A 16,288-nucleotide genomic window follows, 5' to 3' on the forward strand; every position below is an offset into this window, starting at 1 on the left:
GGGGACGGGGCGGCCGCATCGCCGAGGCCGGCGCCGGCGCCGCGCAGGCGGCGCGTCAGGATCTCGTCCATGAGGTCGAAGTAGGCGCGGCTCCCGCTGGAGCGGCGGTCGAAGATCACCGTGGGCCGCCCGTCGACGGCCATCTCCGAGAGGCGCGTGTTGCGCGGGACGGCCGTCTCCAGCAGCAGGTCGCCGTGCTCCTCGCCCAGCAGCGAGGCGACGCGCCGGCTCATCCGCGTGCGGGGGTCGGTCATGGTCAGGAACAGGCCCTCGAGCCCGGCCGCGCCTTCCGCCGCCGCGCTGAAGTCCCGGACATGGTCCAGGAGGCGCGACAGGGAGTCGCGGCTCAGCTCCTCGGCCTGGACCGGGACGAGGAAGCCGTCGGCCGCCAGCAGCGCGGCGCGGGACTCGGCCCCGAAGCCCGGCGGGCAGTCGATCAGGATGGTGTCGTACGACGCGCGCGCGTCGTCCACGGCCGCGACGAACGCGCGGGCCTGGCGGGCCATCAGGTCCTTGTACTGCTCCTCCTCGGACATCGTCCAGGCGTCGGGGGAGACGACCTGCAGCCCGGGCAGCACGGTGGCGTGCGCCACGTCGACGAGCGGCAGCCCGGACAGCAGCACCTCGCGCAGGCCGCCCCGCAGCTGCTGCGGCCCGAAGCCCAGGCTGCGCGAGAGGCCGCACTGCGGGTCGGTGCCGATCACCAGCACGCGGTGGCCGTTCAGCGCGAAGCAGGCGCCCAGGTTCACCGTCGAAGTCGTCTTGCCGACGCCCCCCTTCTGGCTGACCAGGGCCAGCACGCGGGAGGCGGCGTCGTACCAGGGGCGGACGGCGGCGGGCGCCGACGCCTCTTCGTCGCGGGCGGAGGGGTTCAACATCGGTGTTCCTTCTGGTTGCGAGTCCAAGGTTGTGTCAGCAGAGGGCGAGCACTTCGTCCACGAGCCTGCCGATGCCGTCGAACACTTCGGAGATCCTGCCGGCGACCATGTAGGCCGGCGTGGTCGCGACGCGGTTCGGGCCGTCCACCACGACGTCGCCGGCCGTCGCCGTCACGTGCCGGGCGCCCATCGCCTCCACCGCCGCCGCCGTGGCCGGGTCGTCGCCGATGGTCAGCAACAGGGGCGTCGGCGTCTTCCCGCCGCGGGATCCCAGGACCCGGGCCACCAGGACCGGCGCGATGCAGGCCGCGCCGATGGCCTTGCCCGCGTCGTGCATGGCCACGAGGAACGCGGCCGTCGTCGGTTCGACCGAGCACGCCGCGCCCTCGGTGGCGAAGGTGCAGAGGTTCTTGGCGACGCCGAAGCCGCCGGGCAGGATCACCGCGTCGAAATCCCCGGCGCGCAGGTCCTTCACCTCGGCGACCGGCCCGCGGGCCAGGCGCGACGATTCGACGCGCATGTCCCGCGTCTCGCCCGCGGCGGGTTCCCGGCGCAGGTGGTCGATCACGTGCAGCTGCGGGCCTCCCGGGGCGGCGACGGTCACGCGCGCGCCGGCGCGGTCGAGCGCGAGCAGCACGGCCGTGGCTTCGTGGATTTCCGAACCGTCGAACACGCCGGCGCCGCTCAGGATCACCGCCACGCGCTTCATGGCGCCACCTCCCCCCGGAAGAGTTGGGATTCTCGGACCACCGGTCGCGGATGTCAACCCCCCGCGGCCGGTCGGCAAGAGACTTTTTGGGCGCGACGCCGGCGGGTACTACTCTTGACGGGAGACGGCGTGCGACCGCGCCGGCCGGACCCCGAGGGGGGAGATGTCGAAGATCGCGATCGGCGGGATGGTCGAGACTCCCGCCCTGGTGCTGCTGAAGGTGCTGGGCGCCCGCAAGGGGCCCGGCGTGGCCGGCCTGGCCCTGTCGACGCTCGGCGCGCACGGGGTCAACGTGCTGTGCGTGGTCTCGTCCTCGGACCGCCACGGCCGCGAGAACATGACCGTGGCCGTGGGCCGCGACGACCTCGACCAGGCGCTGGGCCTGCTGCAGGCCGTAAGCGAGGAGATCGACTCGGAGAGCATCGAGGTCGTGCGCAACTGCTGCCTGATCTCGGTCTACGGCCCCCATTTCAGCGAGCGGCCGTCCATCGCCGGCATGATCTTCGACGCCCTGGCCGAGGGCGAGATCGACATCCACGCCATCAGCACTTCGGTCTCCACCGTCTCCTGCCTGATCGATCAGGGCGACCTGGAACACGCCCGCCGGCAGCTCCAGTCGGTCTTCCTGATGCCCTGACCCGCCTCTCAGTACCGGAATCCGCTCTCCCCGATGAACTCCCGCAGCAGCGAGGTCGGCGGCACCAGCCGCGCGTCGATCGGCAGGTGCAGCCCCAGGAACTCCAGCAGCCCCCGCGCCCGCCCGAAGGCCGGGTCCTGCGGCGGCACCGCGGCCAGGCGCGGCTCGGCCCACAGCTTCAGCACCCCCAGCTCGTACGGCAGGCCCGTGTTGAAGAACAGGTCCGCGTTGGGCTGCCAGGGGAAGATGTACTTCTTCTCGCCCTCGCGCACGCTGTTCCAGCGCTGCAGCGTCGTCGCCGCCGGGTAGCCGCGGAACTGCGCGTCGCGCACCAGCCGCCGGAAGAGGCGCGGCAGGTGGGTGGGCATGTAGGTCAGGTCGTCGATGTTGGTGGGCGTCAGGGCCGAGACGTAGATGCGCAGGGTGTTGCGGCGCGGCACCGCGGCGGCGAGGCGGGCGTTCAGGGCGTGGATGCCCTCGACGATCAGGGGCGAGCCCGGCGCCAGGGTGACGGCGTCCGCGCGCCAGACGCTGCGCCCGGTGTGGAAGTCGTAGCGCGGCAGGCGCATCTCGCGGCCGGCGAGCAGGCCGGCGATGGTCTCGTCCAGCAGGTCGAGGCGCAGGGCGTCGATGGTCTCGTAGTCGAAGGTGCCGGCGGCGTCGCGGGGCGTGTGCTCGCGGTCGACGAAGAAGTCGTCCAGGGACAGCAGGAGCGGGCGCAGCCCGTGGTCGCCCAGCATCAGGGCGAGCCGCTTGGCGAAGGTCGTCTTGCCGCTGCTCGAGGGGCCGGAGACCAGGACAACGCGGCCGTCGTCGGGCAGGGCGGCGATCCGGTCCGCGACGCCGACCACCGCCCGCGTGTGCCGCGTCTCGCAGGTCGCGATGAGCTCGCCGGCCCGACCCTCGGCGACCAGGCGGTTGATCGAACCCAGGTCGGGGATGCCCTGCCGCGTGGTCCAGGCGGTGTGGTCCCGCAGCGCCTGGAGCAGCTTGGGTTGCGGCGAGAAGGGCTGCACCGCGTCCGGGGCGCCGGGCAGGCTGGGCAGCAGCACGAAACCGGGCGGCTCCGGCAGCAGGGCGAACGCGCCCGCGTGGACGGTCGAGGGCAGGTGCAGGCCCTGCAGCAGCAGGCGGCTGCCCTCGGGGCGGCAGAAGACCGCGGCGCCGGCCGGGACGTAGCGCGCCGCCTCCAGCGTGTGGCGGCGCGACGAGTCGCGCAGCGCCCGCTGCAGGGCGCGCGGCCCGTAAAGCACGGGCTTCAGCTCGCGGTCGGCCGCGATGATCGCCTGCATGCGCGCCGCGAGCGCGGCGAGCTCGTCGGGCCGCAGGGGGGCCTCGCGGCGGAGCTCGCAGTACATGCCGTCGCCGTAGGAGAAGTCCACGACGACCGCGTGCTCGGGGTGGAGCTCCTCGCAGGCCATGGCCATGACCGTCACCAGGGTCCGCTGGACCGTGGAGTGGGACTTGGGGTGGCTGCGGCGCATCAGGCCCACCGACTCGTCGCCCCAGAGCGGCTCGTTCAGGCAGGTGCGCTGGCCGTTGACCACGCCGAGGACGACCGGATCAGCGCCGCCGTCGAGGTCGTGGACGGCGAGCACCTCCAGCAGGGGGGTGCCGGGGACGATCTCGTACGGGCGGCCCTCGATCCGGACCGTCGTCATGCCGTTGGCCATGTCATCTCCTCGTCGGGACCGGTGCGGGGCCGATCGTAGGGCCGGCGCGGCGGCTTGTCCATCCCGAGGCCCGCCGGGCGCAAAGCGCCGGTTGTGCGGGACCTCTCCACCGCCTATACTGCTGCCCGCGGGAGATCGCCGCGCGACAACGCGAGTCAAAGGGAGTGCGCCATGTCCGTGAAGCTGGGAATCATGGGGTTCGGTCGGCTGGGCCGGAACATGTTCCGGATCGCCCACGACGTCCCCGACGTCACATTCGCCGCGGTCAGCGACGTGGCCGGCGTGGAGACGCTGGCCTACCTGCTGAAGTACACCACGGTCGAGGGTCCCTTCAAGGGCGAGCTGCGCCAGAAGGGGCACTACCTGGTCACCGAGCACCAGAACACCCGCGTGGTGCACGGCTCGCGCCCCGGCGACGTGCCCTGGGACGTGCTGGGCGTCGACATCGTCATCGAGGCCACCGGCATGTTCCGCACCCGCGCCGAGCTGCAGAAGCACCTCGACTCCGGCGCCAAGGCCGTGATCCTCTCGACGCCGCCGGTGGGCGCGATCGACCGCATGATCGTCAACGGCGTCAACGACGACCAGCTGCAGCCGTCCGACCGCATCGTCTCCTGCGGCAGCAGCTCCTGCCACGCCCTGGCCGTGATCATGAAGGTCCTGCAGGAGAAGATCGGCGTGAAGCGCGCGACCATGACCACCGTGCACGCCTACACCAGCGACCAGCAGCTCAGCGACAACGCCCGCGGCGGCCTGCGCTGGAGCCGCTCGGCGGCCGAGAACATCATCCCCAACAGCAGCTGGGCGGCCGGCGCCGTCATGGACCTGATCCCCGAGCTGAAGGGCAAGCTGTCGGGCATGGCGCTGAACGTGCCGGTGTCCGCGGGCTCGAACCTCGATCTGGTCATCGAGCTGGACAAGCCCCTCTCGGCGGCGGAGTTCAACGCCGTGCTGGCCGAGGCGTCCGCCGGACCCTACAAGGGACTGATCGGCTACACCGACGAGCCCATCGTCTCGAGCGACGTGATCGGCAACTCCTGCTCGGCCGTCGTGGATTCCCAGGCCACCCTGTCGCTGGGCAACGGCCTGGTGAAGTGCATCGTCTGGTACGACAACGGCTGGGCCTACGCCTACCGCATGCTCGAGACCGCCCGCAAGCTCGCGGGCCTGATCCGGTCCCAGGAGGTCGCACGATGAGAGTCGCCATCAACGGTTTCGGGCGCATCGGGCGCGCGGTCTTCCGCCTGCTCAACAGCATGCCCGAGGTGGAGGTCGTGGCCATCAACGACCTGGCCGATCCCGCGGCGCTGGCCTACCTGCTGCGCCACGACACGGTCATGGGGCCCTTCCAGGGCGCCGCCGCGATGGACGGGGACATGATGGTCACCCGCAGCCAGCGCGTGAAGATGACCCAGGTGGCCGACCCGCGGCAGCTGCCCTGGCGCGAACTGGGCATCGACTACGTGGTCGAGGCCACCGGCCGCTTCCGCAAGCGGGCCGAGATCGCCCAGCACATCGAGGCGGGGGCGAAGAAGGTCCTGCTGACGGTGCCCTCGAAGGACGAGATCGACGCGACCATCGTTCTGGGCGTCAACGACGAGGACCTCAAGCCCGAGCACCAGATCGTCTCGAACGCCTCCTGCACGACCAACTGCCTGGCGCCCCTGGCCTACGTGCTGGACAAGGAGTTCGGCATCGAGTACGGGCTGATGACCACCGTCCACGCCTACACCAACGACCAGCGCCTGGCCGACGTGCCGCACAGCGACTGGCGGCGCTCCCGCGCCGCGGCCGAGAACACCATCCCGACCACCACCGGCGCCGCGCGCGCCGTGGGCAAGGTCCTGCCCAAGCTCAAGGGCAAGCTCGACGGCCTGGCCATGCGCGTGCCGGTGCCCGACGGCTCGGTCGTCGACCTGGTGACGATCATGTCGCGCGACGTGACCGTGGCCCAGGTCTGCGACGCCGTGCGGGCCCACGCCGAGAGCGCCCGCTTCCGCAACATCCTGCGCTACGCCGAGGAGCCCCTGGTCTCCAGCGACATCGTCGGCGACCCGCACTCCTCGATCTTCGACGCGGAGTACACGTCGGTGATCGGCGGCAACATGCTCAAGACCCTCAGCTGGTACGACAACGAGTGGGGCTACTCCAACCGCGTGGTCGACCTGCTGAAGCTGATGGAGCGGATCGGCTGACCGTCGCCGGTCGCCGACGCGTACGCAGGGGACCCCGGCCCGCCGCGGCCGGGGTCCTCGCGTTTTTAGCGTCCGGCCGGCGCTTGCCCGCCCCCCGATCCGTGGTACAATGGCTTGGTTCAAACGACGCCGCACCCGAATCGGGAGACGACCATGCGCCTGTCCGCGATCGCCGCCCTCATCCTCGCCTGCTGCGGAACCGCCGCCGCAGAACGTGCGGCGCCCCGGCCGGACCTGCTGGCCGAACCGCCGCTCCTGGCTGTCACGGACTGCCTGGCCGGCAACGCCACGGCCACGGTCACCTACTCCGGCTGGTGGAGCGGCAACGAGTCCTACGCCCGCCTGCTGCCCGCCGCCGCCCCCGCCTGCGGCTGCAACGTGGGGATCTCCGTGACCACCGCCCACATGCTGCTGTTTCTGGAACCCGGTGCCGACATCACCGTCCAGGCGCGGCTGCTCACGGCCGTCGGCGAGCCCGCCTGCCTCGCGCCCGGCACGACGCTGGCCATGTCGCTGCCGCGGCGCATCCGCGGCGTCACGAGCCCCGGCGTCGTCGACGTCGCCGTGCCCTGCGACTTCGTCTGCGCCGAGACGGGGCAGGACTACTTCCTGGTGATCGACTTCGTCTCGGGCGCCGCGCCGGGCCTGGCGCTCGTCGGCGGCGGCACCGGCCACGACTGCACGACCTGGAACGACTGGGGCACCGGCTGGGTCGACCTGGTCGGGAGCATGGGGTTCCTCAACGACCTCACGATGTGGGCGGACCTGGACTGCTGCTACCAGGCGATCGGCGCCGAGCGCGGCACCTGGGGCGGGATCAAGTCGATCTACCGCTAGAGCGGGTGGACGGGCCGGAGCGTTGCCGTCCGCCGCGCCCCGGACGTATCTTGGCGAAACGACCCGTCGTCCCGTCCGCGCGCGAGGAGCCCGCCCGATGACACGCCACACCAGATCCGCCCGCCCCGCGGCGGGCGTCGCCGCCCCGCTCGTGCTGCTGGTCGCCCTGCTGGCTGCCCTGCTGGATGTCCCGCCTGCCGGCGCCACCGATCCCGTGCCGACCGAGCACCGTCGCCTGGAGGCCGCGACCAAGGCCCGGCTGGCCGCCGCCGCCGGCCGCGTCGACGCGCAGAAGACCGCCGGCCAGGACCTCTACGACGTCCTCCACTACGACCTGGACCTGACGCTGGCGCCCGCGTCGCACCTGCTGACCGGCCAGGTCGCGACCACCGCCCGCATCGTGGACGCGCCCCTGTCGGCCCTGGACCTGGACCTGAAGTCGACGATGGCGGTGACCGCCGCGACCTGCGGCGGCGCGCCGGCCGCCTGGACCCGCAGCGGCGACGTGCTGACCGTGACGCTGGACCGCGCCTACGTCCCGGGCGAGACGGTCACCGTGTCGGTCGCCTACCACGGCGACCCCGCCGGCGACTACTTCGGCTGGAGCAGCGTGGGCGGCCAGCCCATGATCTGGACGCTGAGCGAGCCCTTCGGCTCCCGCGACTGGTGGCCGTGCAAGGACCTGAACACCGACAAGGCCGACTCGGTGGACGTGCGCGTGACCGTGCCGGACGGGCTGATCGCGGCCTCCAACGGGCTGCTGGTCTCGGAGGTCGACAACGGCGCGACCCGCACCTTCCTGTGGCGCACGCGCTACCCCATCGTGCCCTACCTGGTCTCGCTGGCGATCCACCCCTACACGCGGTTCTCCCACTGGTACGCGCCGCTGGCGGGCGGCGACCCGATGGAGGTGCAGTACTTCGTGTACCCGAGCCACTACGAGGCGGTCCAGACGAACTACGCCAAGACCGTGCCGATGATCACGGTCTTCGCGCAGGCGTTCGGGGAGTACCCCTTCGTGCGGGAGAAGTACGGGCACGCGGAGTTCGTCTGGGGCGGCGGCATGGAGCACCAGACGCTCACCAGCCTCGGCGGCTACGGCGAGGACCTGATCTCCCACGAGCTGGCGCACCAGTGGTGGGGCGACATGATCACCTGCGCCGACTTCCACCACGTCTGGCTCAACGAGGGTTTCGCCACCTGGTGCGAGGCCTACTGGAAGGAGCGGACGGCGGGCGTCGCCACCTACCGCGCCTACATGAACGCCGCCGCCTACCTGGGGCCCGGCACGATCTACGTCGAGGACACGAGCGACTTCTGGGGCATCTTCGACAGCAACCTGAGCTACAACAAGGGCTCGTGGGTCGTGCACATGCTGCGCGGGGTGCTGGGCGACACGGATTTCTTCGCCGGCCTGACGGCCTACCGCGATCAGTACGCCTACGGCAGCGTCACCACGGAGCAGTTCCGCGACGTCATGGAGGAGGTCTCGGGCCGCGACCTCGACGCCTTCTTCCAGCAGTGGATCTACGGGGATTTCCACCCCGTCTACTACTACGACTGGGAGACGACCGCGCACGACGACGGCCTCGTGCTGAACCTCGCCGTGACCCAGGCGCAGGTCGGCGCCGGCCCGTTCGCGATGCCGCTGCCGGTGCGCGTGACCACCGTCGCCGGCGTCGTGGACACCGTCGTCTGGAACGACGCCGCCCTGCAGTCCTACCGGATCGCGGTGCCGGGCGCGGTGACCGCCGTCGCGCTCGACCCCGACGGCTGGATCCTCTGCGAGAAGGCGGCCGTCCCGCTGATGGGGACCGCGGCGCCCGACGCGCCGCCCGCCGCGCCGCCCCGGCTGGCCTGCGCCCCGAACCCCTTCAATCCCGAGACCGAGGTGGCGATCGTCACCGCGGCCGCGGGTCGCGTGGACCTCGCCGTGCACGACGTCGCCGGCCGCCTGATTGCGTCGCTCTGCGCCGGCGACCTGCCCGCCGGCGAGCACCGCTTCCGCTGGCGGGGCCGCGACGACGCGGGCCGCGCCGTCGCCTCGGGCACCTACTACCTGCGGCTGCGCACGCCGGCGGGCTCGGCGCTGCGTCCCGTGGCGCTGGTGCGTTGAAGCTCCCGGCGTCCCTCCTCGCGGCGGCGTTCCTGGCCCTGGCCGTGTCCGGCGCCGCGGCCGGCGACCCGCCGCGCCGCCTGGTCTCGCTCGCCCCGAGCGTCACCGAGCTGCTTTTCGACCTCGGCCTGGGCGACCGTGTGGTCGGCGTGACGGACTGGTGCCGCCGCCCGCCGGCCGCGCTCGCCGTCGCCAAGGTGGGAGGGCACCTCGATCCCAACCTCGAAGCCGTGGTGGCCCTGCTCCCGGACCTGGTGGTGCTCGAAGCCGCCAACACGGAGGCCGCCGACGGCCTGCGCCGCCTGCAGGTGCCGTTCCTGGCGGTGGAGCACCGCGACGTGGCCGGGATCCTCGCCTCGGTGACCCTGGCGGGCGAAGCCTGCGGCGTGCCGGTGCGCGCGGCCGCGCTGCGCGACAGCCTCGAAGCGCGCGTCGCGGCTGTGCACAACGCCCGCGCCGACGGCCCGCACCCGCTGGCCCTGGTCGTGGTGGGCCGCGACGCGACCGGCGGCGTGCTGCGCGACGTGTACGCGGCCGGCGGCGGCACCTTCCTGGGCGAGCTGCTCGAGCTGGCCGGCGGCCGCAACGCGATCGCGGGCGGCGCGCTGCGCTACCCGATGCTCTCGCAGGAGGGGCTGGTGCGCCTGGCCCCGGAGGTGGTCGTTGACCTCGCGCCGGAATGCGCCGATGATCCGCAGCGTCGGGACGAGCTGCGCGCCGCCTGGGAGCTGCTGCGCGACGTGCCGGCGGTGCGCGACGGCCGCGTGCGCATCGTGCTGGACGACGCGGCGCTGATCCCCGGCCCGCGGTTCGTCGAGACGCTGGACCTGCTGGCGGAGGCGCTGGACCCCACATGGACGCGAACCGGACCCTGACCCCCGTCCTCGACCTGCGCCACCTGCGGCTGGAGCTGGACGGCCGCTCCATCCTGGACGACGTGTCGCTGGCGGTGCGCGAGGGCGAACACCTGGCGATCGTCGGCCCCAACGGCGCCGGCAAGACCTGCCTGTTGAAGTGCGTCAACCGGATCCTGCGCGGCTGGCGCGGCATGATCAGCGTGAACGGCATCAGCATCGCCGCCTACTCGCAGCGCGAGCTGGGCCGTCTGGTGGCCTACGTGCCCCAGGTCGGCGGCCGGCCGGCCCCCTTCACCGCCCGCGAGACCGTCCTGATGGCCCGCTACCCCCACCTGACCCCCTTCTCGTCGCCGGGCCTGCGCGACCAGCGCTACGCCGAGGACGCGCTGGCCCTGACCGGGATCGGCGCTCTGGCCGACCGCACCATGGACACCCTCAGCGGCGGCGAGCGGCAGAAGGTGTTCCTGGCGGCGGCCCTGGCCCAGGACGCGCGCCTGCTGCTGCTGGACGAGCCGGCGACCTTCCTGGACCCGCGCCACCGTGACGACTTCCGGCGCGTCCTGCGCACGGTGAACCGCCGCAAGGGCGTGACGGTCGTCGAGGTGACGCACGACCTCAACTGCGCGGTGCTCGACGCCGACCGGATCTTCGCGCTGAAGGACGGGCGCGCCGCGTTCTGCGGCCCGCCGGAGCAGTTCATGGTGCGCGAGGTGTTGCACCGCGTGTTCGACCGCGCGTTCCTGACCGTGAACCACCCGACGACCGGACAACCGGTGATCCTGCCGGAGGTGGGCGGACCTTGAGACGCATCACGATCCTCGGCCTGACCGTGCTGGTGACCGCGGCGGTGCTCGTCGCGGCGCCGCTGCTGGGCCTCGAGACCATCGACCCCCGCCAGGTCGCGGGCGGCGCCGGAGCGGGGCCCGAGGCCCGCATCTTCTGGTCGCTGCGCGTGCCGCGGGTGATGCTGGGCTTCCTGGCCGGCGCGGCGCTGTCGGTGGGCGGGCTGACCTTCCAGGCCCTGTTCCGCAACGCGCTGGCCACGCCGTACACGCTGGGCGTCTCCAGCGGCGCCGCGCTCGGCGCCACCCTGGCGATCCGGCTGGGCGCGGCCTTCTCGCTGCTCGGGATCCCGGCCGTCTCGCTGGCCGCCTTCACGGGCGCGCTGCTGGCGGTCGCGCTGGTGTACGGCCTGGCCCGCGCGCGGCAGGGCTGTTCGGCCAACATCATGCTGCTGGCGGGCGTGGCGGTGAACTTCAGCTTCGCGAGCCTGATCCTGCTGGTCCACTACACCTCCGACGCGGCCGCGTCCTTCAACATCCTGCGCTGGCTGATGGGCCGCCTGGACACGGTGGGCCCCGACGAGGCCCTGCGCCTGCTGCCGCTGGTGGTCGTCGGCGGTTTCGTCGCGCTGGCGTTGCACCGCGAGCTGAACCTGATGTCGGTGGACGAGGAACTGGCGGTCAGCCGCGGCGTCGACGTGGACCGCTACCGCGTGATCCTGTTCGTCACCACCTCGGTGATGGTCGGGGGCGTGGTGGCCGCCTGCGGCCCCATCGGCTTCGTGGGGATGATGGTGCCGCACGTCTGCCGCCTGCTGATCGGGCCCGACCACCGCTGGCTGGGGCCGATGAGCCTGCTCGCCGGCGGCGCCTTCCTGGTCGCCTGCGACGTGCTGGCCCGCATGCTGGCCGCGCCGGCCGAGCTGCCGGTCGGCGTGCTGACCTCGCTGCTGGGCGGCCCCTTCTTCCTGTGGCTGCTGGTGGGGCGCCGCGGCGCCGCCTGCGGCGCCTGACGCCGGGCGGAAAGGGAGGCTGTGTGGGCGCGCTGCTGCTGGCCTCGGCGATCTGGGCCTTCTCCTTCGGACTGCTGAAGACCGCGCTGGGCGGCTACGACCCGCTGGCCGTCGCCGCGGGGCGGCTCGCGCTCTGCCTCGTCCTGTTCCTGCCCTGGTTGCGGCGCGGCCCCGGCGCCGGCAGCGTGCGCCTGCGCCTGGCCGCCCTGGGCGCCGTGCAGTTCGGGCTGATGTACGCCCTCTACATCGCGTCCTTCCGCTGGCTGCCCGCCTACGCCGTGGCCCTGTTCACCGTGTTCACGCCGCTGTACGTCGTGCTGCTCGACGACCTCGGCCGCCGCGCGCTGCACCCGCGCCACCTCGCGGCCGCGCTGCTGTCGGTCGCGGGCGCGGGCTGGGTGGCCTGGCAGGCGCTGCCGCCGGGGGCGTCCTGGCCCGGCATCGCCCTGCTGCAGGGCGCGAACCTGTGCTTCGCCGCCGGGCAGCTGGGCTACCGCCGCCTGCGCCGCACCGAGCGCGGGACCGCGCGCAGCGAGGCCGGCAACCTGGCCTGGATGTACCTGGGCGCGACGGTGTTCGCCGTCGCCGCTCTGGTCGCCGCCGGGCGGCCCGCCGACCTGCTCGCCCTCACCCCGCGGGCCAGGTGGGCGCTGCTCTACCTGGGCCTGCTGCCCTCGGGCGTCGCCTTCTACCTGTGGAACCGCGGCGCGGCGCGCGTCGGGGCGGGCGTGCTGGCGGCCGCCAACAACCTCAAGGTCCCGCTGGGCGTGGTCGTCGCCTGGACGGTGTTCGGGGAACCGGCGCCCTACGCGCGCGTCCTGCTGGGGCTCGCCGTGGTCGCCGCCGCCGTCCTGTGGGCCGTGAGGGAGGAGAAACGACCGGAACGGTCGTGAACAAAACCCGCTTGTCGGGGGCTTGGGCCGGGGTTAGTTTTGCGGTCCGAGCATGTCGGCTGCGCCTTCGTTGCAGCCAGGACGCGGGTCGCCGGCCTCCGAGGCCGCCGCCGGCCCCACGGACAAGGAGACCCAGACGATGAGCTTCCAGGACCGGATCGAGAAGCTGCTCGCCGGCGGCGACGTCCGCCGCAACGTCCCCCGCGGGGACATGATCCAGGCCTGCGTCGAGGGTGGCGAAGCCGTCGTCAGCAAGTGCGGCGCCCTGGCCACCTGGACCCGCCCGGAATCCACCGGCCGCAGCCCGGAGGACACGCTGCTGGTCAAGCGCCCCGAGAGCCAGGCGAACATCGACTGGACGGCCGCCAACAACCGGCCCATCGATCCCGAGACCTTCGACATGCTGGTCGACGACGCCCTGGCCACCCTCGGCAAGGGGCGGGTCCACGTCAGCGATCGCGTCGTCGGCGCCGACTCCGCCTACGCCCTGCCCGTGACCACGATCAGCAACCGCGCGCTGCAGGTCCTGTTCACCGACAACATGTTCCGCCCCGTGCCGAAGGACATCGGCAAGAGCATCTTCGCCCAGCGGCCGTTCACGCTGCTGGTCTGCCCGCAGGAGAAGCTCGACCCGAAGCGCTACGAGGGACGCCTGCGCGTCGACCCCAAGCTGAAGCACACCTCGACGATGGTCATCGCCATCGACTTCGACCGCCGCATCGGCGTGGTCTACGGCTCGGCCTACTGCGGCAGCTGCAAGAAGCTGCTGTTCACGGTCATGAACTACATGCTGCCCGCCGAGGGCGTCCTGCCGCTGCACTGTTCCGCCAACGAGGGCAAGCAGGGCGACATCGCGCTGCTGCTGGGCCTGTCGGGCACCGGCAAGACGACCCTGTCGGCCGACCCGTCGCGCGCCCTGCTCGGCGACGACGAGCACGGCTGGGGCGACCACGGCGTCGCCAACTTCGAGAACGGCTGCTACGCGAAGCTGATCGATCTGAACCCGAAGAAGGAGCCGGAGATCTTCAAGGCCTGCTTCCACGAGGCCGATTTCCGCAAGCACGGTTCGATCATCGAGAACGCGATGATGTACCCCGACGGCTCGTTCGACCTGTTCGACGACCGGCTCACCCCCAACAGCCGCGGCTCCTACCTGCTGAGCGGGCTGACGAACATCAAGCAGAGCTCGGTCGGCGGCCATCCCAAGACGATCCTGTTCCTGACCGCCGACGCCAACGGCGTGCTGCCCCCGGTCAGCCGGCTGACCCGCGACCAGGCCATGCTCTGGTTCCTGATGGGCTACACCAGCAAGCTGGCCGGCACCGAGACGGGCGTCACCGAGCCCAAGAGCGCCTTCTCGCGCTTCTTCGGCGCGCCCTTCATGCCGCGCAACCCGGACGACTACGCCAGCATGCTCGGCAAGAAGCTCGACGAGCACGGCACCGTGGTCTACCTGGTCAACACCGGCTGGAGCGGCGGCGCGTACGGCGTCGGCAAGCGCATGGACATCACCCTGACGCGCGCGATGTGCGCCGCCGCCATCGACGGCTCGCTGTCGCAGGTGACCTGCGAGACCGACCCCTACTTCAAGGTGCTGGTGCCGACGACCTGCCCCGGCGTCGACGACCCGACGGTCCTGAAGCCCGCCAACACCTGGAGCGACAAGGCGGCCTACGCGGACCGCGCCCAGAAACTGGCCAAGGAGTTCGCCGCGCAGTGGGACAAGGCCTACGCCGACAAGGGGCTGCCGCCGGCGATCGCGGCGGCCTGCCCGGGCAAGTAGCCTTATCCTGTCGGTCTGACGAGGCGAAGGGCGCCCCCGCGGGGGTGCCCTTCGCGCACCCCCCACGGGAGGACCCGCCGTGCGCCGCCAGGAACTCGCCTCCGACGATCCCGCCCTGTTCCGCGAAGCCGCCGACCGCTGCGAGGTCGGCTACCTGGGCCTCGTCACCGCCGACGGCACGCCGCGCGTGGTGCCGCTGAACTTCGCGGCGCTGGACACCACGATCTACTTCCACGGCGCGCTGGCGGGGGAGAAGCACGCCCTGCTCGAGGGCGGCGCGCGCGTCAGCTTCCTGATGGCCCTGCCCTACAGCCTGATCCCTTCGTACTGGGTCGCGCCGGAACACGCCTGCCCCGCCACCCACTACTTCAAGTCGGTGGACGCGCGCGGCGCCTGCACCGTGGTCGACGATCTCCAGGAGAAGGCGCGCGCCTTGCAGGCGCTGATGCGCAAGTACCAGCCCGAGGGGAAGCACCGCCCCATCGACGCCGGCGACCCGATCTACCTCAAGCCGCTGCGCGGCGTCGGGGTGTTCCGCATCGCGGTCGAGAGTTGGACGGGCAAGGTGAAGTTCGGCGTCAACGAGCCGGAGCGGATCCGGCGGGTGCTGATCGCCGGCCTGCGGGAGCGGGGGCGGCCGCTGGACCTCGCGACCGCGCTGGAGATCGAGCGGACGCTGGGTGGCAAATGACCTAGTATTATGATATGATTTTAGTTGCTTGCGGCACGACGGACCGGTGGCGGCGGGTTCCCCGCCGTGGAAAGGGTGCGGGCATGGCCAGGAACTGCTGGGAAGTGATGGGTTGCGGCCGGGAGCCGGGCGGCGCCCAGGCGCTGTCCCGCGGCGTCTGCCCGGCCGCCGTCGATCGCTCGAGCCACGGCATCAATCGGGGTCTGAACGCCGGCCGGTACTGCTGGCGGATCGCCGGGACGTTTTGCCGCGGGGTGCGGCAGGGGACCTTCGCCCAGAAGGCCGAGGACTGCGGCAAGTGCCGCTTCTTCACGCTGGTCAGGGACGAGGAGGCCGAAGCGCTGCTCCTGTAGCCCGCACCGCTAGTCGTCGACGTCGATCTCGAACACCCGCGGCCAATCCTTCCCGGTCACGAAGACCCGCCCCGCCTCGCTGTCGATGGCGATCCCGTTGAGCACATCCGCCGCCAGCTCCTGCTCGCGCGTCAGCAGCCCGGTCAGGTCGAGCCAGTCGATGACGGCGCCGCTCGCCGGGTCGATCCTCGCGATGAAGTCGGTCAGCCAGACGTTGGCCCACACCAGCCCGCCGGCGCACTCCAGCTCGTTGAGCCGCTCCAGCTCGGCGCCGCCCGCGGTGACGGTCACGCGCCCCAGCTCGGCGAAGGTGTCGGGATCGCGGAAGACCAGCGCCGATGAGCCGTCGCTCATGACCAGGCGCGCGCCGTCCCAGGCCAGGCCCCAGCCCTCGCCCGCGTATTCGAGGGTGTCGCGGGGCGCGAACGTTGTCAGGTCGCGCGCGTAGGCGCGGTGGTTCTGCCAGGTCAGCTGCAGGACGCGGTCGCCGACGACCGCCACGCCCTCGCCGAATTCGTTGGCCGCCAGCGCGGCGGTCTGCTGCACGGTCCCGGTCGCGGGATCCACGCGGCGCAGTTCCGACTCGCCGTAGTGCCCCGTGCCTTCGACCAGCGCGCCGCGGTCCCAGGCGAGCCCCTGGGTGAAGGCGCCGGGGTCGTGGGGATGGGATGCCAGGACGCGCACGCCGCGGGCCGGCTCGGCCACGACGTGGGCGCGCAGCGTGATCGTGCGCGCGCCGCCGGCGTCGGGCGTGACCACCAGTCCGCAGTAGTGGGCGCCGGGCGTGAGGCCCGCGCGGTCGGCCGTCACCCAGACCGTGTCGGTCTCGGTGGTGGCGGTGCCCGCCGCCGGCGCGGCCGCGGCCCAGCTC

16 protein-coding genes are annotated in these 16,288 nt (G+C 72.3%); 12 read left to right on the top strand and 4 right to left on the bottom strand.

The window, feature by feature from the left end:
* On the bottom strand, positions 1-878 hold an 878-nt coding region (locus Q7W29_10290; GenBank protein ID MDO9172208.1), incomplete at its 3' end, for a ParA family protein.
* 34 nt (positions 879-912) lie between these two features.
* A complete protein-coding gene (elbB, locus tag Q7W29_10295; GenBank protein ID MDO9172209.1) occupies positions 913-1,587 on the bottom strand; it encodes an isoprenoid biosynthesis glyoxalase ElbB in 675 nt (224 codons plus the stop codon).
* A gap of 163 nt (positions 1,588-1,750) precedes the next feature.
* On the opposite strand from elbB, the gene Q7W29_10300 reads away from it, so the two are divergent.
* Positions 1,751-2,224, top strand: a complete 474-nt coding sequence (locus tag Q7W29_10300) for an ACT domain-containing protein (protein MDO9172210.1) — start codon at positions 1,751-1,753, stop codon at positions 2,222-2,224.
* An 8-nt stretch (positions 2,225-2,232) separates the two neighbouring features.
* On the opposite strand, the gene Q7W29_10305 is transcribed toward Q7W29_10300, so the two are convergent.
* Entirely contained in the window at positions 2,233-3,897 is a 1,665-nt protein-coding gene (locus tag Q7W29_10305) for a hypothetical protein (protein ID MDO9172211.1), read from the bottom strand.
* Positions 3,898-4,068: 171 nt separating this feature from the next.
* On the opposite strand from Q7W29_10305, the gene Q7W29_10310 reads away from it, so the two are divergent.
* The 11 genes from Q7W29_10310 to Q7W29_10360 all read left to right on the top strand — a co-directional run bounded on the left by Q7W29_10310 (position 4,069) and on the right by Q7W29_10360 (position 15,417).
* Positions 4,069-5,094 carry a glyceraldehyde 3-phosphate dehydrogenase NAD-binding domain-containing protein gene (locus Q7W29_10310; protein MDO9172212.1) on the top strand — a complete coding sequence of 342 codons (1,026 nt, stop codon included), beginning with the start codon at positions 4,069-4,071 and terminating at the stop codon, positions 5,092-5,094.
* Complete coding sequence (gene gap / locus Q7W29_10315; GenBank protein ID MDO9172213.1) at positions 5,091-6,092, top strand: type I glyceraldehyde-3-phosphate dehydrogenase; 1,002 nt, start codon at positions 5,091-5,093, stop codon at positions 6,090-6,092. The genes Q7W29_10310 and gap overlap by 4 nt, the downstream gene beginning before the upstream one ends.
* Before the next feature lie 153 nt (positions 6,093-6,245).
* Positions 6,246-6,929, top strand: a complete 684-nt coding sequence (locus tag Q7W29_10320) for a hypothetical protein (GenBank protein ID MDO9172214.1) — start codon at positions 6,246-6,248, stop codon at positions 6,927-6,929.
* Between the two features lie 97 nt (positions 6,930-7,026).
* On the top strand, positions 7,027-9,045 hold the full coding sequence (locus tag Q7W29_10325; protein ID MDO9172215.1) for a M1 family aminopeptidase: 2,019 nt from the start codon (positions 7,027-7,029) through the stop codon (positions 9,043-9,045).
* A complete protein-coding gene (locus tag Q7W29_10330) occupies positions 9,042-9,920 on the top strand; it encodes a helical backbone metal receptor (protein ID MDO9172216.1) in 879 nt (292 codons plus the stop codon). The genes Q7W29_10325 and Q7W29_10330 overlap by 4 nt, the downstream gene beginning before the upstream one ends.
* Complete coding sequence (locus tag Q7W29_10335; GenBank protein MDO9172217.1) at positions 9,899-10,705, top strand: ABC transporter ATP-binding protein; 807 nt, start codon at positions 9,899-9,901, stop codon at positions 10,703-10,705. Before Q7W29_10330 ends, Q7W29_10335 begins: the two co-directional genes overlap by 22 nt.
* Complete coding sequence (locus Q7W29_10340) at positions 10,702-11,697, top strand: iron ABC transporter permease (protein MDO9172218.1); 996 nt, start codon at positions 10,702-10,704, stop codon at positions 11,695-11,697. The genes Q7W29_10335 and Q7W29_10340 overlap by 4 nt, the downstream gene beginning before the upstream one ends.
* Positions 11,698-11,720: 23 nt before the next feature.
* A complete protein-coding gene (locus Q7W29_10345) occupies positions 11,721-12,590 on the top strand; it encodes an EamA family transporter (protein MDO9172219.1) in 870 nt (289 codons plus the stop codon).
* 139 nt (positions 12,591-12,729) lie between these two features.
* The gene (locus tag Q7W29_10350) at positions 12,730-14,373 is read left to right on the top strand and encodes a phosphoenolpyruvate carboxykinase (ATP) (protein MDO9172220.1); all 1,644 of its coding nucleotides are present in this window, start codon (positions 12,730-12,732) and stop codon (positions 14,371-14,373) included.
* 79 nt (positions 14,374-14,452) lie between these two features.
* On the top strand, positions 14,453-15,064 hold the full coding sequence (locus tag Q7W29_10355; protein MDO9172221.1) for a pyridoxamine 5'-phosphate oxidase family protein: 612 nt from the start codon (positions 14,453-14,455) through the stop codon (positions 15,062-15,064).
* Positions 15,065-15,147: 83 nt separating this feature from the next.
* A complete protein-coding gene (locus Q7W29_10360) occupies positions 15,148-15,417 on the top strand; it encodes a hypothetical protein (GenBank protein MDO9172222.1) in 270 nt (89 codons plus the stop codon).
* Positions 15,418-15,426: 9 nt separating this feature from the next.
* On the opposite strand, the gene Q7W29_10365 is transcribed toward Q7W29_10360, so the two are convergent.
* Positions 15,427-16,288: glutaminyl-peptide cyclotransferase (locus Q7W29_10365; protein ID MDO9172223.1), on the bottom strand; the 862-nt coding region annotated here is incomplete at its 5' end.

Source organism: bacterium (assembly GCA_030654305.1).
Lineage (GTDB): Bacteria > Krumholzibacteriota > Krumholzibacteriia > LZORAL124-64-63 > LZORAL124-64-63 > PNOJ01.